The sequence below is a fragment of the Caloramator sp. genome (assembly GCF_020054765.1).
Taxonomy (GTDB): Bacteria; Bacillota; Clostridia; order Clostridiales; family Caloramatoraceae; genus Thermobrachium; species Thermobrachium proteoclasticum.
On sequence record NZ_JAIHAO010000008.1, the window covers coordinates 15,021 to 35,652 of the forward strand.

Annotated in this window: 19 protein-coding genes, 2 pseudogenes and 1 riboswitch; of the genes and pseudogenes, 15 read left to right on the forward strand and 6 right to left on the reverse strand. The window is 29.8% G+C overall.

From position 1 onward, the window contains the following. Positions 1 to 4 precede the first annotated feature (4 nt). Positions 5 to 2,449 (reverse strand): sugar phosphate nucleotidyltransferase, encoded by a 2,445-nt coding sequence (locus JG776_RS04305; RefSeq protein ID WP_291965024.1) that lies wholly within the window; start codon positions 2,447 to 2,449, stop codon positions 5 to 7. 72 nt (positions 2,450 to 2,521) lie between these two features. Then, on the reverse strand, positions 2,522 to 2,965 hold the full coding sequence (locus JG776_RS04310) for a DMT family transporter (protein WP_291965026.1): 444 nt from the start codon (positions 2,963 to 2,965) through the stop codon (positions 2,522 to 2,524). A gap of 67 nt (positions 2,966 to 3,032) precedes the next feature. Between JG776_RS04310 and JG776_RS04315 the strand changes: the two genes are divergently transcribed. Further along, positions 3,033 to 3,566 carry a M15 family metallopeptidase gene (locus tag JG776_RS04315; protein WP_291965029.1) on the forward strand — a complete coding sequence of 178 codons (534 nt, stop codon included), beginning with the start codon at positions 3,033 to 3,035 and terminating at the stop codon, positions 3,564 to 3,566. Between the two features lie 84 nt (positions 3,567 to 3,650). Here the strand turns inward: JG776_RS04315 and JG776_RS04320 are convergent, their stop codons facing one another. Continuing rightward, the gene (locus tag JG776_RS04320; RefSeq protein WP_027308107.1) at positions 3,651 to 3,815 is read right to left on the reverse strand and encodes a zinc-ribbon domain-containing protein; all 165 of its coding nucleotides are present in this window, start codon (positions 3,813 to 3,815) and stop codon (positions 3,651 to 3,653) included. A gap of 206 nt (positions 3,816 to 4,021) precedes the next feature. Here JG776_RS04320 and JG776_RS04325 point away from each other — a divergent pair, with 206 nt between their 5' ends. From JG776_RS04325 to JG776_RS04380, 12 genes and pseudogenes are all read left to right on the forward strand, one after another. Then, complete coding sequence (locus JG776_RS04325) at positions 4,022 to 4,621, forward strand: CoA pyrophosphatase (RefSeq protein ID WP_291965033.1); 600 nt, start codon at positions 4,022 to 4,024, stop codon at positions 4,619 to 4,621. A 167-nt stretch (positions 4,622 to 4,788) separates the two neighbouring features. Then, positions 4,789 to 4,887: riboswitch (glycine riboswitch) on the forward strand. Between the two features lie 68 nt (positions 4,888 to 4,955). Then, positions 4,956 to 5,996, forward strand: a pseudogene (locus JG776_RS04330) (PTS sugar transporter subunit IIC). Positions 5,997 to 6,034: 38 nt separating this feature from the next. Next, positions 6,035 to 7,183: an amidohydrolase gene (locus JG776_RS04335; RefSeq protein WP_291965037.1), complete on the forward strand. Its 1,149-nt coding sequence runs from the start codon at positions 6,035 to 6,037 to the stop codon at positions 7,181 to 7,183. Between the two features lie 155 nt (positions 7,184 to 7,338). Then, on the forward strand, positions 7,339 to 7,596 hold the full coding sequence (locus JG776_RS04340) for a hypothetical protein (RefSeq protein WP_291965039.1): 258 nt from the start codon (positions 7,339 to 7,341) through the stop codon (positions 7,594 to 7,596). A 48-nt stretch (positions 7,597 to 7,644) separates the two neighbouring features. Then, positions 7,645 to 8,529 carry an ABC transporter ATP-binding protein gene (locus JG776_RS04345; protein WP_027308103.1) on the forward strand — a complete coding sequence of 295 codons (885 nt, stop codon included), beginning with the start codon at positions 7,645 to 7,647 and terminating at the stop codon, positions 8,527 to 8,529. Then, positions 8,516 to 9,277: an ABC transporter permease gene (locus tag JG776_RS04350; protein WP_073249071.1), complete on the forward strand. Its 762-nt coding sequence runs from the start codon at positions 8,516 to 8,518 to the stop codon at positions 9,275 to 9,277. Before JG776_RS04345 ends, JG776_RS04350 begins: the two co-directional genes overlap by 14 nt. A gap of 19 nt (positions 9,278 to 9,296) precedes the next feature. Further along, positions 9,297 to 10,007, forward strand: coding sequence for a tetratricopeptide repeat protein (locus tag JG776_RS04355; protein WP_027308101.1), 711 nt, complete (start codon positions 9,297 to 9,299; stop codon positions 10,005 to 10,007). 216 nt (positions 10,008 to 10,223) lie between these two features. Beyond that, complete coding sequence (queD, locus tag JG776_RS04360; protein ID WP_291965043.1) at positions 10,224 to 10,577, forward strand: 6-carboxytetrahydropterin synthase QueD; 354 nt, start codon at positions 10,224 to 10,226, stop codon at positions 10,575 to 10,577. A 3-nt stretch (positions 10,578 to 10,580) separates the two neighbouring features. Beyond that, the gene (folE2, locus tag JG776_RS04365; RefSeq protein WP_027308099.1) at positions 10,581 to 11,351 is read left to right on the forward strand and encodes a GTP cyclohydrolase FolE2; all 771 of its coding nucleotides are present in this window, start codon (positions 10,581 to 10,583) and stop codon (positions 11,349 to 11,351) included. Beyond that, a complete protein-coding gene (gene folP, locus JG776_RS04370) occupies positions 11,348 to 12,184 on the forward strand; it encodes a dihydropteroate synthase (protein ID WP_291965047.1) in 837 nt (278 codons plus the stop codon). The genes folE2 and folP overlap by 4 nt, the downstream gene beginning before the upstream one ends. Continuing rightward, entirely contained in the window at positions 12,181 to 12,648 is a 468-nt protein-coding gene (folK, locus tag JG776_RS04375) for a 2-amino-4-hydroxy-6-hydroxymethyldihydropteridine diphosphokinase (RefSeq protein ID WP_291965049.1), read from the forward strand. Before folP ends, folK begins: the two co-directional genes overlap by 4 nt. 145 nt (positions 12,649 to 12,793) lie before the next feature. Next, positions 12,794 to 14,662: an LTA synthase family protein gene (locus JG776_RS04380; protein ID WP_291965051.1), complete on the forward strand. Its 1,869-nt coding sequence runs from the start codon at positions 12,794 to 12,796 to the stop codon at positions 14,660 to 14,662. Here the strand turns inward: JG776_RS04380 and JG776_RS04385 are convergent. Next, positions 14,659 to 16,329: an FAD-dependent oxidoreductase gene (locus JG776_RS04385; RefSeq protein WP_291965054.1), complete on the reverse strand. Its 1,671-nt coding sequence runs from the start codon at positions 16,327 to 16,329 to the stop codon at positions 14,659 to 14,661. The two genes, JG776_RS04380 and JG776_RS04385, sit on opposite strands and share 4 nt — an antisense overlap. A gap of 124 nt (positions 16,330 to 16,453) precedes the next feature. Between JG776_RS04385 and JG776_RS04390 the strand changes: the two genes are divergently transcribed. Beyond that, complete coding sequence (locus JG776_RS04390) at positions 16,454 to 17,275, forward strand: amidohydrolase family protein (RefSeq protein WP_291965056.1); 822 nt, start codon at positions 16,454 to 16,456, stop codon at positions 17,273 to 17,275. 35 nt (positions 17,276 to 17,310) lie between these two features. Then, positions 17,311 to 18,042 (forward strand): annotated as a pseudogene (locus JG776_RS04395) (amidohydrolase family protein); the annotation flags it as partial. 50 nt (positions 18,043 to 18,092) lie between these two features. Here the strand turns inward: JG776_RS04395 and tyrS are convergent. Further along, the gene (gene tyrS, locus JG776_RS04400) at positions 18,093 to 19,313 is read right to left on the reverse strand and encodes a tyrosine--tRNA ligase (protein ID WP_291965149.1); all 1,221 of its coding nucleotides are present in this window, start codon (positions 19,311 to 19,313) and stop codon (positions 18,093 to 18,095) included. A gap of 65 nt (positions 19,314 to 19,378) precedes the next feature. Further along, the gene (locus JG776_RS04405) at positions 19,379 to 20,536 is read right to left on the reverse strand and encodes a cation diffusion facilitator family transporter (RefSeq protein WP_291965058.1); all 1,158 of its coding nucleotides are present in this window, start codon (positions 20,534 to 20,536) and stop codon (positions 19,379 to 19,381) included. Positions 20,537 to 20,632: the final 96 nt, after the last annotated feature.

Consider the following 20,632-nt stretch of genomic DNA (forward strand, 5'->3'; position numbering starts at 1 on the left):
TCCATTATGGATTTTTGAGCATTCTGTTTAATTTGTTTATTACATCCTCTGCAATATCATCAGCAAATTCTTGATTATAACCTTCAATGTAAATTTTAAGTACTGGTTTATGGTCATCAGGAAGAATTATTGCATAACCTTTATCTGAGATAAGCTTTACCCCTTCGTAAAGTTCCATATTGTCTTGTTTATTCTGTTCAATTATTTGTCTTATAATTCTTCCTCTATCAGAAAATGCACATTTAATTTCGTGGTGTTTAGTATAGAATTTTGGTAGTGTATCAACTGCTTCACTTAAGGTAATATTATTTTCAATCAAAAATGCGGTAATATAAGCAGTTGATAAAATAGCATCAAAGTTTAATATATATTGAACATTTAAATATAGATTATCTGTTTTGCTAAGCATTTGATTTAAAATTTCAGCATTATTTGATTTTACTCTGGTGATTTTAACATTATATTGCTTTGCCATATTATCAACAGCAAAAGAGGTTGTATATGGAACTATTAAGTCTTTTTCGCCAGATTTAATTGAAATTAAATAAGATAATAATTTATAAATATCCTGTTTTATTAAGTTGCCCCTTTCATCTATTAAAATAAAGTTTTCACAACTGCTGTTGATTATAGCTCCTAATAAAAAGTTAGACTTAACTTGTTCAGAAAAATATTTTATATATCCATCTATATTTGAAAATTTGTTTATGTTGTAGTCTACAGATACTTTACATCCGATTGATTCTAATAAAAGCGAAGCAATTAAAGCACCTCTTTCATCTAAGGCTGAAATAAGTATTCTTGGTGATTTTGTTCTTATTTTTTCAATTCCTTTGATGTTATTTAAGCAATTTTGTATGTATAATTCATAAAAGTTTTTTATGTTTATAATGTTTCCTATGTTGTAAGAACTACACCTTTGAAAATCTTCACGAATAAAAATCTGATCTATTTTCTTTTCGGATTTTCTATCTATATTAGCTCCATATTCATTAATAAATTGTATGTTTACTAAGTTATCTGTATTTTTAGATGAAATGTATATTCCGGCACTACCTTTATAAAATCTAACTGCATATCTTAATACATTTAATGGTTCGTGCTCTAAATCTAATACTTTGTATCCAGATGCTATAATTCCAGCAACAATAGACTGTTTAATTGCAATTGCTGAACGAGAACCATTTGTACAAATAAGTATTGGTAACTGTTTTTTACAAGTTGAGGCATATGCAGAGCCAATTAAAGATGCAGTTTCTGGTGTTATCTCTATATTAAATTCTCCCTCTATGCCATTTTCAGTAAATTTTATTCTTTGGGGCTTTGTTCCCCAAATTATATTTCTATTTACTATAGATGAAGAGGGGATTAGCTTCTCAGGCCAAATTTTAACACCTGGCTTTATGGTTGAATTTTTTTCAATAAGCGTATCTTTTCCTACAACTGTTGCCTCGTAAATATGTACAGAATCCTGTATTTTTGTAAAATCACAAATAATACTTCCTCTACATTCAACGGATTTTCCAAGTCTTACATTGTTCCATAATATTGTTCTCTTTAATGAAGTAAAGGCATCAATATAACAGTTATTGCCTATTATTGTGTAGGATTCAATTTTGCATCCTTCAGATATATAGGTATTGTCGCCAATTATACAAGGAGGTTTTAATATAACTTCTTCAGGTATAAACGTATTTTGGCCAACGTATATTCCTTCTTTAATTTTTGTATATTTATTGGATGAGAAGTTTTCAATTACATCAAAGTTTGTTTGCCTGTAGGAGTTTATATCTCCAATATCACACCAATACTCGTTTGTTATATATCCGTACATAGGTACATTGTCTTTTAAAAGTCTTGGGAAAAGATCTTTGCTAAAATCAAAGTTTTCTCCTTTTTTATAATAGTTAAATACTTCAGGTTCAAGTATATAAATGCCTGTATTTACAGTATCACTAAAAACTTCACCCCAAGACGGTTTTTCTAAAAATCTAACTATTCTACCTTCTCCATCTGTTATGACTATTCCATATTCAATAGGAATATTCTGTTTTTTAAGTATAAGTGTAGCCTTAGAGTTTTTAGATTTATGATATTCAACTGCTTTAGTTAAATCTATATTTGTGTATGCATCTCCACTTATTACAATGAATGTTCCATCTAAAAACCTATCTGTGTTTAAAACACTTCCTCCAGTACCAAGAGGAGTTTCTTCAATAAAATATTGAAGATTCACTCCAAATTTTGAGCCATCTTGAAAATAGTCAACAATACTGTCAGGCATATAATATAATGTAGCTGCAATCTCGTTTATGTTGTGTTTTTTTAGAAGATTTATAATGTGTTCCATAACGGGTGTATTTGCAATTGGTACCATAGGTTTAGGTATATGACAAGTTAGTGGTCTAAGCCTTGTTCCTTCACCACCAGCCATTATTACAGCTTTCATTAAAGTCACCTCGCAGTTTTTGTAAAATAATGTCTATATATTAGTTTTTAAATTAAAGGGGTAAATTATTCATTACCCCTTTAATTTAAAAATTATTATCCCCGCTACCATCAGAATGACTCCAATTATTTTAGTATAGTGAAATGGTACTTTTTCAGTTCCAAAAAGTCCGAAAAAGTCTATAGCAGCAGCCGTTATAAGTTGAGCTATAAGTATGGTTGAGATTGAATATGTTGGGCTAAGTTCAGAAATTCCTCTCATTACAAAATAGATAATTAGAACTCCAATAACACCACCAAGTAAATACAGCTTATTAACCTGGGTGATTTTTTTAAAATCACCATTACCAACTATAAGTAGAATAACAAGAGTAAAAATAAAACCCGTTATTTGTACTACTATATTTGTTTCCCAAAGTCCTATTTTTTCACTACAGCGGGTATTAAATACTCCCTGTATACTCATTAGAAAACCAGCTAAAATTGAAAAAACTATACCAAGTAAATTGTTTTGCATAACGTCACCTCAAAATATATTATTCCCAAAGATTTGTAATTTATTTATAATAAAAAGGGGTGATGATATGAGAAGTGATTTTGATTTAGTTGATGTATCGATTTTAACGGATAAAATCATATTTGATATTAGATATGCGACAGAAAGAAATTTTTTTAAAAGGAGATTTTATATAGATGACAGATGTTTATTAAGATATGCAACAGCTAAAAAATTAATTAAAGCTAATGAATATCTATTAAAATTAGGTTTTAAACTTAAGGTTTGGGATGCATATAGACCTTTGTCTGTTCAAAGGATAATGTGGGAAGCTGTAAAAAATGAAGACTATATTGCACCACCTTGGAGAGGTTCAATTCACAATAGAGGAGCTGCAGTTGATGTCACTTTGGTGGATATAAATAATAAAGAAGTAGAAATGCCTTCGGATTTTGATGATTTTTCTGAAAGAGCAAGTATAAATTATAGCTACTGTTCAATTGAAGCCATAAATAATAGAGAAATTTTAGCAGAAGCAATGATGAAAAATGGATTTAGAAGAATAGAGAGTGAGTGGTGGCACTTTTATGATGAGGAATTTAGTAAGTATGAGATTTTATAAAAATAGAGAATAGAGTACCGAATAGTTGTTTTAATCTATAAAAATGTAATTAATTAAAAAAGAAAAGGAGAGGTAAACTCTCCTTTATCTTCTTTCGAAGCTTCTTTTTTGTTGTTTTCTTGCTCTTCTGCAGTCAGGACATCTCTTTGGTTCGTTTTCAAAGCCTTTTTCTGCATAGAACTTTTGTTCACCTTCTGTGAAAACGAACTCTTTGCCACAGTCTTGGCAAACAAGTGTCTTATCAGCCATTGAACACACCTCCTATAAATGATAGGATTTAACGACTCAAAGACACAACCCTACCGATTTATAGGGCAGTGGGTCTTGATGGTTAAATCTTTTTTCTTAGATAATTATAACATTTATAATTATATTTGACAATAATATTATGTTTCGTATATTTTAAAATTATACATAAAATTTTTGCAATTCGGCAAAATAGGAGGAGAATTTAAATGAATATAGATTACTTAAAGGAAGTTTTAAGTAAAAGAGAAGTAAATATAATGGGACAGGATGAAGAATATAAAAAATATTCCGTTGTTATCCCAATTGTATATGATGATGAATACAAAATATTATTTGAGGTTAGATCCAAAAAATTAAAATTTCAACCCGGGGATATTTCGTTGCCAGGTGGAAAGATAGAAGAAGGAGAGATACCAAAACAGGCTGCTATAAGGGAACTTATTGAAGAACTTGGTATAAGTGATGAGAATTTTGAGTTTATAGGACAGTTTGATACATTAGTAACTTATCACGGAAAGATTATATATGTGTTTGTTGTTTTTTTAAAGGAATTAAATTTTAAATTATCAGTTGATGAGGTTGATGAAATATTTTTAGTTCCAATTTCCTTTTTTAAAGAAAATGTTCCAGATATGTATTATGCATCAATTAGTGCACGTTTTGAAAAAGAGAATAAGTATATAAATATGAACCAAAGGCTTTTATCATCAAGGAGTCCTATTTATTTTTATGGATATAACGGGCAACTCATATGGGGAATTACTGCTAAAATTATTTACAATTTTATTAAGAATATATTTGAATAATTTAAATTTTAAAAATATTGATGTTTTGGTAAATTCAGCATATCATATAATTAGAACAAAATATTGGTGGATGAAGGCTGTTGGAGACACCAGATTTGGTGACCGAAGAAGCAAAAAGTATTCTTTTCTCGGGAAACTTTGAAACTTTCAGGTTATGTACAATAGCTGGACACAACCCTGGAGAGACCTATTTTAGGCATCGAAGGAGTAACTTGCAAATAGTTTGTTTGCAAGAAGCTTTCAGATAAAAGGACAGGGGAAAGAGAAGCTTTTTTGTAGTGCTTCTTTTCCCCTGTCCTTTTATTTTTTAACATAAATTAGAGGAGGGGTATTTATGACAATTATAAAGGGGGTTTTATTACTAATTTTAGTTCTTGTGGCATTTTCGTTGTTTACATTTAAGGCACCTAAGGGTGAGGCAGCTATGTCTGGTCTTGCAGGTGCAGCAGTTGCTACATTTTTTATTGAAGCAATATTTAAGTATATACTTGGAGATTTTATAGGAATTGCTTTTTTAGGAGAAGTTGGCGAGGCAGCAGGAAGTATGGGAGGACCAATAGCAGCTATTTTAGTTGCTATTAATATTGGAGTAAACCCAATATATGCGGTTGTAGCTGGTGCAGTTTCTTTTAAATTGCCTATATTACCAGGTTTTGCAGCAGGATATATAGTGGGACTTTTTTCAAAAAAATTAGAAGACAAAATTCCGAGTGGGTTAGAAATAATATTTGGTGCGATGATAATTGCACCTATTGCAAGATCAATAGGTGTAATAACACAACCTGCTATAAGTAACACTTTAGTATCAATAGGAGAAGTTATAAAGGCAGCATCTGAACAATCGCCATATTTAATGGGTATGTTGCTTGGTGGAATAATAAAGATAATATGCACATCACCACTAAGTTCAATGGCTTTAACTGCAATGTTAAATTTAAAGGGTCTTGCTATGGGTATATCAGCTATAGCTTGTTTTGATGGTTCTTTTACAAATGGAGTAGTTTTTAAAAGGTTTAAAATAGGAGACAGGGGAAATTTAATAGCTGTTATGCTGGAACCGCTTACTCAGGCAGATCTTGTTACAAAAAATGCATTTACAATATATTTTTCAGATTTTATAGGCGGTGGGCTTGCTGGAATTGGAGCAGCATATTTTAAAATAATAAATAATGCACCAGGTACTGCATCACCAATTCCTGGTATGCTTGCACCCCTTTGCCTTTAATTCACTTTAAATGTTTTGAAGGCACTTATTTTTGGAGCAATAGGTGGCATAGTAGGAGGAGTGGTTGGAACACAAATAATAATTATGTATAACAAAATAAAAGGATACAAAAAGGAAAATAAAAAAGAACAAAAACTTAGTGTTAGTTGAAAGTGTTTGCTGTATAATAAAGAAAGGGGGTGGTATTTTTGAAAATACTTATTAAAAATGGTTATATTTATCCTATTGAAACAGAACCTTTTAAGGGCGATATTTTAATTGAGAATAGTAAGATTGTAAATATTGCTGAAAATATTGAGGACAAAGATGCACAAGTTGTGGATGCAGAGGGTAAGTTCGTACTTCCTGGATTTATTGATGCCCATAGCCATATAGGATTGTTTGAAGAGGGTGTTGGGGGAGGATATCAGGATGGTAATGAAGCTACAAACCCATTAACTCCTGAAGTTAGAGCAATAGATGCCTTTAATCCAGATGATGTTGCAATAAAGAGAGCTCTTGAGGGTGGAGTAACCACAGTTATGATTTTACCTGGTAGTGCTAATGCTATTGGAGGACAAGGAGCTATCTTAAAGCTAAAGGGGAATATAGTTGATAATATGATTTTAAAGGAACCTGCAGGACTTAAAATGGCACTTGGAGAAAATCCTAAAAGGGTTTATGGTGGTAAAAATCAAACTCCTTCAACAAGGCTTGGTACAGCAGCATTAATTAGAGGATATTTTATGAAGGTTCAGGACTATATGAACAAGAAAAGGCAGTGTGAAATTGAAAAGAAGGAGTTTGTTGATAGAGATATTAAATTAGAAATAGGAGAAAGAGTATTAAAGGGTGAAATACCTGCAAGAATACACTGCCATAGAAGGGATGATATATTAACAGCTATAAGGATATCAAAGGAGTTTGGTTTTAAACTTGTCTTAGAACACGCTACAGAAGGATATAAAATAGCTGATTATATTAAGGAAAATAATATACCATTAGTTATTGGACCATTATTTGGTTTTAGAACAAAATTAGAATTAAAGGACAAAACCTATGAAGCGGTTAAAATATTGAGCAATAAAGAAATATTAACATCTATAATGTGTGACCATCCGGTCATTCCTTTAGAGCATACAAATGTTCACGCGGGAGTAGCACTAAAATATGGTGCAGATGAGAAAAAAGTGTTAGAGATGCTAACTATAAATCCAGCAAGGATTTTAGGAATTGAGGATAGAGTGGGAAGTCTAAAGATTGGCAAGGATGCAGATATTGTAATTTGGAGCCATCATCCCTTTGATTTAAGAGCAAAGGTTGAAAAGGTTTATATTGATGGAGAGAGTTGTTTGTAATTAATACAAAAGTCCCTTATTATATAGGGGACTTTTGTATTAATAGAAAATATTTACAAAGAAAATATTGACAGTAAATACAATTATTATTATTATTATTATTATTATTATTATTGTAGAGCTCTACGTAAACCATATTAAGGGGGAGTAAAAGAATGAAAAAATACATATCAATGCTTTTAGCGTTAATTTTAACTTTTAATATTATAATTATAAATACAAATGTTCAAGCAATGAGTATAAATAATAATATGTATAATGTACAAATTAATAAAACGCTTGGCAATAAAAATAACCCTATTTTAGAAAAATATGATACTATTACTGTTAAAGGTCCTGAAGTTAGTTTTGGGGAAGATGTTTTGGTTTATGTAGTAATGGAAATCTTTAGCGAAGCACAAGTAAATATTTAGCTGGTACATATTTGATGTGTACCAGCTTTGTAAAAAAGGAGAGATAATATGAATTCTTTGGAAGTTAAATCAGTAACAAAAATAATAAAAAATAAAAAAATATTAAATAACATTAGTTTAGAAGCAAATGATGGACAAGTAGTAGGACTTATAGGACCTAATGGTTCAGGTAAAAGTACTTTATTTAAAGTAATAACTAATATATATAATCCAACAATTGGTAAAGTTTTTGTTGATAATATAGATTTGCAAAAAGAATATGAAAAAATATCATCTGAAATAGGTTTTTTAATTGAAGAACCAAGCTTGTATGAAAATTTAACTGGTAAAGAAAATTTGATGTTAATTAGTAAACTTTATAATAAATTTGATTCTAATATTTTTGAAGAAGTTTGTAATGAACTTGAGATAAATAAATTTTTAAACGTTAGATTTAATAAATGCTCAATGGGTATGAAGCAAAAGATAGGTATAGCAGCAGCAATAATACATAATCCAAAATATATAATATTAGATGAGCCTACAAATTCGTTAGATGCTGAATCTATTATTAAGTTTAAAAGACTAATAAAAACACTTGCCACAAGAGGGAAAACTATAATTTTATCAAGTCATATATTAAGTGATGTAGAAGAAATATGTGATAAAATATATATTCTTCAAAATGGTGAAATAATAGATTGCATTAATAATCAAGAAAATAAACATTGTATACAATATTTAATTTATACTGAAAAATTTAATTTAAGAATAGATCAAATACCAATAATAGAAAAAGATGGGCAAAAAGTTTTGATTGTAAAGGAAGAACAACTAAATGACATTCTAAATATGCTTAGTAGAAATAATATAAGAATTTTTAAAATACAAGAGAAAAGAAACACCCTTCAAGAAAAGTTTATTGAAAGGATTGGTTATAATGAATGTGATTAAGTTAGAAATTGAAAAGTGTATCAAGGAAAGAAAATATATTGCTCCTTTAATCTCCATAGTTTTTTTTATAGCTATTTCTGCTTATTTTGCAAGTCACGACCCACGAGGGAGAGATTATTTTACATATACATATTATGTGTTTATATTAAATTGTAGAGTTATATTTCCAATTATTGTGGCTATTTTTTTTACAAATGTTTTAGTAAAGGAATTTGAAAAAAAGACGGCAAGAATTCATTTCCTAAAACCATACGGTAGAGAAAAAGCTCTTTTGTATAAGTATATAGCTGGTTCAGTTATAATTAGTATTATTTTTATATTGACGTTTTTTGTTTATGAACTAATTTTACTAATTGTATTTAAGATAAAAGGACTTGAAATTTTTAATATTTATGAGTTTAGCTTTAAGGAATTTTATTTAAGGGCATATAGTACATTGCTTTTACAGATAGTATTCCTAATAACTTTTGGAGCTATGGTATTTATTATTGGTATAATTACTAAAAAAGGAATAATTACAATATTAATATCTTTGCTAATACTTATATCAGAACAAAGAGGGTTATTTTTAGATATAATTCCAAAGCGTATATTATTTCTTTCAACAGCAGCAAAATATAACTACATGTTACAATTAGATAAGATGGTGTATATTTCTTATCTATATGATTTAATGCTGAATATATCCACGTTGTTAGGTTTCATTTTAATATCATTTTTACTAATAAGAAGAATTGAATTGGATTGATGTATGGGGAGATGATATTGTGCATAATAAAAAAATATATATAACTGTTATTACTTTATTTTTTATTTCAGCTTTAGTAACATTTTTTTTATATGAATATGAAATGTATTTAATTAATTCGGGTAAGAACTTTATGAGTGTTAACGAAACAATTAACTTATATAAAAAGAAAAAAAATATCAATGAAAATGTTGATGATTTAATTGAACTTGCAAGATTGTACTCTGTAAATAAAGAATATGAAAAATCTAAAGAATATTTATTAAAAGCATTAGAGAAAGAACCTAAAAATACAATTGCATTACATAGATTAGCGTTAGTTTATGAAAATTTAAATGATTTTAATAAAGCAATTGAAACAAGACAAAAATTGGTTGATATTGAACCACAAAAACCTGAAAATCATTATTATTATGCTATCTTATTATTAACTAAAGATATTAATGTATCTATAAATGAAATAGAGTTAGCTGTGAAGTATGCTGATGAAAGTGATAAACAGTTTTATATGGAGATGTTAGAATTATTTAAAAACAGTAGTAAATTTATTGATGAAGAGAAGTATGATGGTTATATAGATATAATTAATAGTAAATTTTTGGAGAGTAATAATAATGTAAAATTAGAAATCATAAAAAATATACGAAGCAAATATAGAAATTTAAAGATAGAAGACATAAATAAATTGGAGAATTTAGAAAAAGAAATAAAAAATAATAAAATCAATTAAAATTAAATATAATGTAATTTAATTTAGCCTTTTGTTTGGTAGTTGCCAAATAAAAGGCTATTTATAATTAGTAAGTTATTAAAAAAGTTATTGTAAAAGGGATATTTACTTGATGTCTCGAATTTGATAAAAGGTTTATTTAACTATTTTGTTGAATTGAGAATTTATGTTCTTTATGCTATAATCTTGATAAAATATTAAGAATGGAGTGAAGTTATGATTCTTATAAAAGAATTTGAATTTGATGCAGCTCATAACCTTATACATTATCACGGAAAATGTGAAAGATTGCACGGGCATACATATAAACTTGTTGTAAAGTTAGAGGGAGAACCAGATACCGAAGGGATGGTTTTTGATTTTGTTCAATTAAAAAAAATAGTTAAAGAAAGAATTATTGATAAGTTTGACCACGCATATTTAAATGATATAATAGAACAGCCAACTGCTGAAAATATCGCTATATATGTATGGGATGAATTATACGATGTATTAAAAAGGGATAATTGTAGATTATATGAAGTAGAGGTTTGGGAGACAAAGACAAGCGGAATAGTTTATAGGAGGTAATTTATGAAGGATGTACAAAACGAAAGAGACTTTAGAAATATACCTTTGAAGCACGTTGGAATAAACAATTTAAAATGGCCTGTTGTTGTGAGAGACAAGAAGAACGGCACACAAAATACAATAGCAAAGGTATCTCTATCTGTTGATCTTCCTCATTTTCAAAGGGGAACTCATATGAGTAGGTTTGTTGAGGTTATAAAGGAGTTAAAATCGGTTTCACCAAAGGATATTGAAGCAATGTTAACTGATTTAAAGGAAAAACTTGAGGCACAGGTTGCACACTGTAGAATGGAATTTGATTATTTTATATCAAAACCATCTCCAGTTACGCAGATAGAATCTCCCTATGATGTTCAGTGTGCCTTTGAGGCAACTAAAAACCATAACTTTGATTTTATATTAGAAGTGAAAGTCCCTGTAACAACATTATGTCCTTGCTCAAAGGAGATTAGTGAATTTGGAGCACACAATCAAAGGGCAACAGTCGATATAAAAATAAAGACAGACAAGATGATATGGATTGAGGATATTGTAAAGGTAGCAGAGGAAAGTGCAAGTACACCTGTGTTCTCACTTTTAAAGAGAAAGGATGAGAAATGGGTTACAGAAATGGCATATTTAAATCCAAGATTCGTAGAAGATGTTGCAAGGGAGGTTGCCTTAAGGCTTGAGAAAAATGAAGATATTAAATGGTATAGTGTGTGTGTCGAAAGTATAGAGAGTATACATAACCATAATGCCTTTGCGTATACAGAAAAGGGGATGATGGAATGAAATATATAACATTAAGGGATGGAAGAATATATGTGTTTGATAAAATGAAGGTTATGGGGATACTAAATGCAACACCAGATTCATTTTATTCAAATTCAAGGGTAAGTGGGGTAGAAGAAGGAGTAAAACGGGCACTTGAGATGATAAAAAACGGAGCAGATATAATTGATGTTGGTGGAGAATCAACAAGACCAGGTTCAGAACCTATTGGATTAGATGAAGAATTAAATAGGGTAATACCATTAATTGAAGGGATAAGAAGAGAAAACAAAGAAATATTAATATCAGTAGATACATATAGAGCTGAAACTGCAAAGAAGGCAATTGAGGCTGGTGCGGATATTATAAATGATATAAGTGGAATGACATTTGATAAGGATATGGTAAGGGTTGTTAAGGATTATAATGTTCCGATAATAATAATGCACATAAAAGGTACTCCTAAAAATATGCAGCAAAATCCACAATATGAAAATGTATTAAAAGAGGTAAAGGAATATTTTAAAGAGAGAATAGAATACGCAATAAAAAATGGAATATCAAAGGATAAGATTATTATTGATCCTGGCATAGGATTTGGTAAAACCTATGAGCATAATATTGAACTTATAAAAAACATTGAGTTTTTTAACGATTTAGAAGTTCCTGTACTACTCGCGGTATCAAGAAAATCAAGTATAGGAATTGCACTTGGGAATGTACCACCTGAGGAAAGACTTGAGGGTACAATTGCTGTTACCTGCTATGCAAGTATGAAAAATATTCATATTATAAGAGTTCACGATGTATTGGAGAATAAAAGAGCACTTATGATGATGGAGGCATTAAAATGAATAGAGTATTTATTGCCTTTGGAAGTAATATAGGGGATAGGTATGAAACAATAAAAAGAGCCTTTGAGCTTATTGAAGAGAATGAAATGAAAATAATTAAAAAGTCAAGTATATATGAAACTGAACCCTATGGTTATAAACAGCAGCCTCAATTTATAAATGGAGTTATTTTAGTAGAAACAGAGCTTAGCTGTAGAGAGGTTCTACAAAGATTGCTTAAAATAGAAAAACAGTTGGGAAGAGAAAGAATAATAAGATGGGGCCCAAGAACCATTGATTTAGATATTATATTCTACAATAATGAAGTATATAACGAAGAGGATTTAAAGGTTCCACATCCTGATATGCAAAATAGGGAATTTGTGTTAAAACCCTTATGTGACATTGAACCAGATTTTGTTCATCCTTTATTAAATAAAAGTGTTAAGGAAATGTATATGATGTTAAAAAATAGAAATGAGTAAAAAATAGACATCACATTAGAACGTGATGTCTATTTTTTGTAAGCTTGGATTTTTTAATATTTTATTAATAATACAAAAAACTATTTATTAAAGATTCTAAAAGTATTATAGTATTTGTTGTGCAAAAAATAATGGAGTGATATTTATGGCAAGAAAAGTTTTATTTAAAGAGTTTGATATTTTATTGTTTATACTTATTGTTTTTTCTAAACTAGTGATTTTTAATTATGTATTGAAGTTAGTTGACCTACAAAAGCTTTATTTAATTATTGGATGTTTTGGTTCAACATTAATTATTGCATCTATCTTTAGCTTCATTAGACAAAATAAAAGAGTAAAGGGACTTATAATTGCTGATTTTATAATAAGTTTGATATTGCTAACTGATGTTGTATATAACAGATATTTTTGTGATGTTACATCAGTTGTACTTATAAAACAGGTAAGATTGGCTGCAGAAGTGAAGGATAGCGTGATTTCTCTCATTAATTTCAATGATTTGTTGTTCTTTGTAGATATAGTTCTATTTACTATTTTATATATAAGAAATAAAGATAAGTTAGATAATAAAAAACCAAGAATTACTTTTAGAGCGTTAAAATTCATATCAATATTATCATTAGGACTTATTTTTTCAATTACCAGTGTTAAAGCACTTGAAAAGGAACAGCCAGGTATAACAAAAACAATGTACGATAAGAAATATATTGTTAAAAGGGTTGGGAGTGTAAACTTTCACGCAGTTGACTTTTATAGGTATATAACCTCAAATGTATTAAAAAAGGGGCATATATCACAGCAGGAAATAGATGAAATTAATAAGTGGATTGATGAAAAAAATTTATCAAAGGGAATAAAGTACTATGGAAGTATGAAGGGTAAAAATTTAATTGTTGTTCAGCTTGAAGCCTTTCAAGGATTTTTGCTTAATAAGAAAATTGGTGGGCAGGAAATAACACCAAATTTAAATAATCTTGCAAAGGAAAGTTTAGTCTTTGATAATTGTTTTTATCAAACAGCCTTTGGAGGAACTTCCGATGCTGAATTTTTGATGAATAATTCTCTTCTGCCAATTAGAGAAGGGTCAGTGTATTATCAGTATGCTGGAAACTATTACGAAGCATTGCCTAAAAAATTAAAGGAAATAGGGTATTTTACTGCTGTTATGCACGCTAATAGACCAGGATTTTGGAATAGAGTAAATATGTATAACAGCTTAGGTTTTGATAGATATGAAAATGAAAATAATTTTAACATAGATGATATTCAGGGGCTTGGACTTAGTGATAAATCATTTTTTAAGCAGGCTGTATTAAAGATGAAGGAGTATGATAAACCCTTCTATACCTTTTTAATTTCTCTTTCAAGCCACTATCCATATAGGGATTCACAAAATAAATTGAGCAACATAATAAATACAGAAGAGTTTGAGGGAACAATAATTGGTGATTATATAAAATCTGCAAAGTATACAGATGAAGCAATAGGACAGTTTATTGATATGCTAAAAAAAGAAGGACTTTGGGAAAACTCGGTAGTTGTATTTTATGGAGATCATTATGCAATTCCTTATGATAGGAAGGATATTATGGGAAAACTTCTTTATGGAAGAGAAGATATTTCAGCACTTGAGTGGCAAGAGGCACAAAAGATAGTTGCAATGATTCACTTTCCAAAGCAAGAAATAAAGGGACATATAAAAGAGGTTACAGGACAATTTGATTTTTATCCGACAATAGCAAATTTGTTTGGCATAGATGCTAAATACACTTTTGGTAGAGATGTTTTAAATACAAATAAGGGATTTGTTGTTTTAAGAAACGGAACTTGGATAACAGATGATGTAGCATATTTGAATTTTGTTGATAAGGTTATTGATAGAAGAACTGGTAAAGAATTAAATAAGGATAAGTATGTAGATAATTTTGAAAGGGCATATAGGATGCTAAAGTTTTCAGATAGTTTAATAGAATATAATTTAATACCTAAATTAAAAAGTAAGGCAGAGAATTAATCTCTCTGCCTTATTGATTTAGCAATATTGTTGGCACAAAGCATAGCAGATTGGTATGAACCCTGTTGCCATCCGTGCTTTGTAGAGACGTGTTCTCCAGCAAAGAATACTCTATCATTCATTTCAGGTAGAGTAGCTTCATACAGGAATAATTCTTTTTGACCAGGTGTAAGTAGGGATACTCCGCCCCATATAAATGGTATGTTTGACCAAAGTATTGTAGAGTAGTCGATGATATTATCTTCAATATAATTTTCAGGAAGTTTATGAATAGACTCAATACAATTTGATACTTCTTTTATTTTTATTAATTCTGGTTGACTTCCTAAACGGATAGCGTTTTGATGCCAATTATATGATGCAAGTAGCACCCCTGGAGTTTTATAGGATGTATTTTCGATTAGTCTATATTCAAATAGCCTATTTGGAATAGCTTCCATATGGTCAGAGCCATAGAGTGTTGAAATTGTTATTAAATCTGTTAGTGTTGTTCCAGATATAGGATTATCCTTTTCCCAAAAACGTTCTTTTAGGTATAAAAATGTTTTTTGACCTATTTCATAATTTAATTCATTTATTGCCTGCATTTTGAGAGTAGAAAAATTAGGTAATATTTTCACTCTTCTTAAGCTGGAGAATGGTATGCAACACACAACATAGTCAAATTCCCTATAGTAGACATTTTTATCGTTAAGGTCTGTAACCTCAAGTATAATTTTGTCTCTATATGGGGACTTTATAATCGAATTTACTAAGTGACCAAATTTAAATTGTACTTTACCAGGTCCGTCTGAAGAACTAAGTTCGTTGTAAAAGGATAGAGGTAGGTTAATCATACCGCCTTCTATAGTATAGTTATATGCAAAATCCACAGTATAAAGTTCACCTAATATTTCATATAAACTGATATGAAGTAAATCAGCTTCAAGGGATGATAGGTAGCTAATCATTGATATAGCATCCTGTGATAGATTGGTATTTTCGTATGCCTGTCTTAATGATAAGTTTTGTATTTCTTTTATTTTATGTGAATAACTTTGTTTAATTTTTATTAGTTCTGTTTTTTCATTTGATGTGAGGCTATAGAAATACTTGTTATACATTTGTGACATTAACTTGCTTGGAGTAAGTTTTTTCTCAAGTTTAGAAAGCTTAAATTTAGGGTATATGTTTTCCATAATGCTTTTTGCACTTGGTTCATTTAAGGCGTGGCTATCGCGTATATAAAAGAGAGAAGAGTAGCTTTTACTAATAAATGGACGAGTTTTAAGTTTAAATTTTTTTATATAGTTCCATACAGTTTCGTGTGCAATACCTATACGCATTGCACCAAGTTCAGCAAGTTGATTAGAATCTTTATCAAAATAGTGTGTTTTTATTCTTCCCCCTATCCGTTTAGAAGCTTCAAAGATAGTGATATCGCAGCCTATTTTGTTTAATTCATAACTTACACAAAGGCCTGCAGAACCTGCACCAATGACAGCAACTTTAACACCTTTACCTTGAAGCTTAGAACAGATTGTTTCAATATCTTCTGGGGGAGACATAAGTTTTATAATTTCATCAAAATCGTTTAATCTATTATCAAGCTTTAGTAAAAATTTTAGCATCTTATGCCTTTCTTCATCGGTAGGATTGAATGAATGAAGAGGTATAGTCTGTTGCATAAATTACCACCTTTAATGCTTTTAATAATTTATATGAATAAATTTAAAATAAAATGTTAAATAAATTTAAGTTGAAAGGAAGTAATGTTTTGTTATAGAACTATATAGGTAAGGGGGAGTGAGTATGTCAGGAATTTTGTTTAAAAATGCCAAAATTTACACAATGGATGGAAATGATAATATATTTTCATATATGTATATAGAGGATGGCAGAATAGTTGAATTATCAAATCAAAATTTAATAGAAAAGTATAAAGACTGCAAAATTATTGATTTAAATGGTAGAGCAGTTTTCCCTGGCTTTGTAGAGAGTCATATGCACCTTATAGAGGCTGCAAGAAGTATGGTTGAGATGGATTTTAAAAATGTAAAAAATAGAGACGACTTTGAACACGCATTATATTCTTTTAGTAAAACAAAGGAGCCAAACGCTTGGATAATGGGTTCGGGATGGAGTGAAATTGTTTTTGGTGGTATTATGCCCCACAGATTTGATATCGATAAACTTGTTAGTGATAAGCCTGTGTGCTTAATAAGACAGGATGGACACTCCCTCATACTTAATACCAAAGCATTAGATGTACTCAACTTAAGAAATAATGAATCGGCTATGGATTCAGAAACGGCAGTAAAGGATGAGTTTGGTCTAACTGGACTTTTTTACGAAAATTGGGTGTTTGAAATAATAGGTAGAATAATGGATATGATGCCAGATATCTATTATGAAATAGCCCTATTAAGAGTAGATAGTGAACTTATAAAAAATGGAATTACTTTAGTAAATGATATTATGACTCAGTATCCAAGATATTACAATACCTATAAAAGACTTCAAAATGAAGGAAAGATTAAAGTTAGAATTATTGCAGGAAGCCTTGGTAATTCAAAGGAGTACAGTGAATTTATTAAGCTTTCTGAAACAGAGAAGCTAAAAAAAGTCCAGTAAAATATTTTGTAGATGGTAGCTTTGGTTCAAGAACGGCATTATTGATTGAACCTTATGAGGATGATCAAAATAATATTGGATGCCAAAACTTGAGTGATGAAGAAATGTATAATATAATAGAAAATTCATTAAAAAATAGCATACCAATGGCTGCCCATATTATTGGAGACTTGGCTATGAAGAAGTTTTTAGATATATATGAAAGGGTATATAATATCTATCCAAATAAAGAAGTTAGAAATAGGGTTGAACATATTCAAATAATAAAGGAAGATGACATAGAAAGGTTTAAAAGATTAAATCTTATTGCATCTTTTCAACCTATATTTAATTTAGAAAGCAATTTAACATTAACAAGGCTTGGATATAGAAGAATAAAGGATACTTACAGATATAGAACATTTATCGAAAAAGGTATAACAACAATATTTAATAGTGATACACCCTTTGGTGCAGAGTATATGCAAAAAAAGGATGGAACATTTTTTAAGGGCTTTGAACCAATGTTGGGCATATACTGTTCGGTTAACAAATTAAACTTAAATATTGAAGAGAGGGTAACTGTAAAACAGGCTGTAGAATGTTATACTAAAAATCCAGCCTATGCAAATTATATGGAGGATGTCTACGGAACGTTAGAGAAAGGAAAATATGCTGATTTTGTAGTTTTAGAAGAGGATATTTTTAAAATTGATACTTTAAGAATTAAGGATGTTGAGGTTTATATGACTGTAATAGATGGTGAAGTGGTATATCAAAAGCAGTAAATTAAGATATAAAAAAGGTATAGTTAAAAACACTATACCTTTTTTATATGCTATACAAGCACAACTCTATAGAAGGTCTTTTTACCTTTTCTAACAAGCATTTCTCCATCTTTAAATAGAGAATCATCTATTACAAAATCCATATCAGAAACTTTTTCGTTGTTTATGTAAAGACCACCTTGTTGAATAAGTCTTCTTCCTTCGCTCTTTGAAGGAATAGCCTTTATTTCTACCAGCACATCAATAACCTTTTGACCAAGTAGGTTAGATGGCATTTCAAAGGTTGGAGCATTGCTTAAATCCCCACCAGATTCAAATAGTGCAATTGCAGCCTGTTCAGCCTTTTTAGCCTCTTCTTCACCGTGAACAAGCTTTGTAACTTCGTATGCAAGAACCTTTTTGGCCTCATTTATCTCTTTATCCTTTAATGAACCTAATCTTCTTACTTCATCCATTGGTAGGAAAGTTAAAAGAGCAAGACATTTTTCAACATCTGCATCATTTACATTTCTCCAGTATTGATAGAATTCAAATGGAGTTGTTTTATTTGCATCAAGCCATAATGCTCCTTTTTCTGTTTTACCCATTTTCTTTCCTTCGCTGTTGGTTAGAAGTTTAAATGTTAAACCATAGGCTGGTTTACCTTCTTTTCTTCTGATAAGGTCAGCACCAGCAAGTATATTTGACCATTGGTCATTTCCACCAAGTTCCATTATACAACCATATCTTTTATTTAGTTCTAAGAAATCATATGCCTGCATTAACATATAGTTGAATTCAAGGAAGGATAGCCCCTTTTCCATTCTAAGTTTAAAACATTCTGCAGTAAGCATTTTATTAACTGAGAAATGTACTCCTACATCTCTTAAAAATTCTATGTAGTTTAAATTCCAAAGCCAATCAGCGTTATTTACCATTATTGCTTTCCCGTCAGAAAAATCTATAAATCTTTCCATTTGTTTCTTTAAACATTCTGAATTATATTGTATTTCTTCCTTTGTTAGCATTTTTCTCATATCGGTTTTTCCACTTGGATCCCCTATCATAGCAGTACCGCCACCAATTAGTGCGATTGGCCTATGTCCTGCCCTTTGCATATGTGCCATTGCCATTAAAGCTATAAAATGTCCAACGTGAAGGCTGTCTGCTGTAGGGTCAAAACCAATATAAAATGTTATTTTTTCTTTTTCCAATAATTCCTTTATTTCATCTTCGTGGGTAAGCTGTTCAATAAAGCCACGTTCCATTAGCACATCAAAAGCTGACATTATTAAAACCCTCCTTAAAATAAGCTTGCATATATTTTACCAAAGTAAAAGTATAATTTCAAATAAAATTAGTAATCTGCATACATATTGTCAACGTGAACTATTATTTCATAGTTAGGAAGTATTTTATGCAAATCATTTATTATTTCGTGTGCTTTTTTGCTGATATCCTTATGTTTGATTTCATTTGAAAAGACTACATCAAATATAATATTTTTTTTATGTTTTCCATCAACTAATCTAATATCGTGAACATCAAGTACATATTTATATCTTGATAGTACATCTTTTATTTTAAATTTTATTATTTCCAGCTCTTCGTTATCAAGAACAACGGGATCCATATGTAGGATTAAAACGATGTTTAATTTTTTAGACACTTCGTTTTCAATTTTATCAATAAGTTCGTGTGCTTCTAAAATATCTGTTTTATAATCTATCTCTGCGTGAAGGGAGGCTATTGTTTTTTGTGCACCATAGGTGTGAACAATAAGGTCGTGTACTCCAATAATACCTTTATAGGACTTTACACTATCAACAATTTCCTTCACAAGTTCAGGGTCTGCAGCCTCACCAAGTAGAGGACTTATAGTATCGTTAATTAAATTATAGCCTGCATAAAGTATAAAAAATGAAACCAACAATCCTATATACCCATCAATTGTTATGTTAAAAAATTTTGAAATTAATATACTTATTAAAACAGTAGATGTTATTATTACATCACTAAAACTATCAAAGGATGTTGCGTTTATTGCTCCAGATGATGACACCTGTGATAGTATTTTATTAAAATAACCGAGCCAAAGTTTTATAATTATAGATACAACAAGGACTATTCCAGTATATATATTAAAGGTGAGTGGAGATGGATGCAGTATTTTTTCAAAGGACGATTTTAAAAACTCAAATCCAACTAAAAGTACAAGTATAGATACAATAAGTCCAGCTATATATTCTCCTCTTCCGTGACCAAAGGGATGTTCTTTATCGGCAGGCTTATCTGCAATCATAAAACCTATTATAGTTACAACTGAAGAACCAACATCTGATAAGTTGTTAAAGGCATCTGCAGTTATTGCTATGCTTCCACTTATTGTACCGAATATGAATTTGAATATAAAAAGCAGTATATTAACAAATATTCCTACACCACCAGATAGATAGCCTATATATTTTCTATCGGTTTTATTTTTTAAATACATTTCAATAAGCTTTCTTGTCATATTTATCAGTCTCCCTTAATAGATTCATAGATATATTTTAACCTAAAAGTACAAAAAATAGAATTATTGTTTCAATTAATTACCACGAATTTTAAT

Excerpts from the sequence above, each read along its gene's own strand:
- folK (WP_291965049.1), top strand. The coding sequence starts at position 12,181 with ATGAATAGAGTATTTATTGCCTTTGGAAGTAATATAGGGGATAGGTAT.
- JG776_RS04380 (WP_291965051.1), top strand. The coding sequence starts at position 12,794 with ATGGCAAGAAAAGTTTTATTTAAAGAGTTTGATATTTTATTGTTTATA.
- JG776_RS04305 (WP_291965024.1), bottom strand. The coding sequence starts at position 2,449 with ATGAAAGCTGTAATAATGGCTGGTGGTGAAGGAACAAGGCTTAGACCA.
- folE2 (WP_027308099.1), top strand. The coding sequence starts at position 10,581 with ATGAAGGATGTACAAAACGAAAGAGACTTTAGAAATATACCTTTGAAG.
- JG776_RS04310 (WP_291965026.1), bottom strand. The coding sequence starts at position 2,965 with ATGCAAAACAATTTACTTGGTATAGTTTTTTCAATTTTAGCTGGTTTT.
- JG776_RS04405 (WP_291965058.1), bottom strand. The coding sequence starts at position 20,536 with ATGACAAGAAAGCTTATTGAAATGTATTTAAAAAATAAAACCGATAGA.
- JG776_RS04345 (WP_027308103.1), top strand. The coding sequence starts at position 7,645 with ATGAATTCTTTGGAAGTTAAATCAGTAACAAAAATAATAAAAAATAAA.
- JG776_RS04350 (WP_073249071.1), top strand. The coding sequence starts at position 8,516 with ATGAATGTGATTAAGTTAGAAATTGAAAAGTGTATCAAGGAAAGAAAA.
- queD (WP_291965043.1), top strand. The coding sequence starts at position 10,224 with ATGATTCTTATAAAAGAATTTGAATTTGATGCAGCTCATAACCTTATA.
- JG776_RS04325 (WP_291965033.1), top strand. The coding sequence starts at position 4,022 with ATGAATATAGATTACTTAAAGGAAGTTTTAAGTAAAAGAGAAGTAAAT.
- JG776_RS04320 (WP_027308107.1), bottom strand. The coding sequence starts at position 3,815 with ATGGCTGATAAGACACTTGTTTGCCAAGACTGTGGCAAAGAGTTCGTT.
- folP (WP_291965047.1), top strand. The coding sequence starts at position 11,348 with ATGAAATATATAACATTAAGGGATGGAAGAATATATGTGTTTGATAAA.
- JG776_RS04340 (WP_291965039.1), top strand. The coding sequence starts at position 7,339 with ATGAAAAAATACATATCAATGCTTTTAGCGTTAATTTTAACTTTTAAT.
- JG776_RS04390 (WP_291965056.1), top strand. The coding sequence starts at position 16,454 with ATGTCAGGAATTTTGTTTAAAAATGCCAAAATTTACACAATGGATGGA.
- JG776_RS04385 (WP_291965054.1), bottom strand. The coding sequence starts at position 16,329 with ATGCAACAGACTATACCTCTTCATTCATTCAATCCTACCGATGAAGAA.
- JG776_RS04315 (WP_291965029.1), top strand. The coding sequence starts at position 3,033 with ATGAGAAGTGATTTTGATTTAGTTGATGTATCGATTTTAACGGATAAA.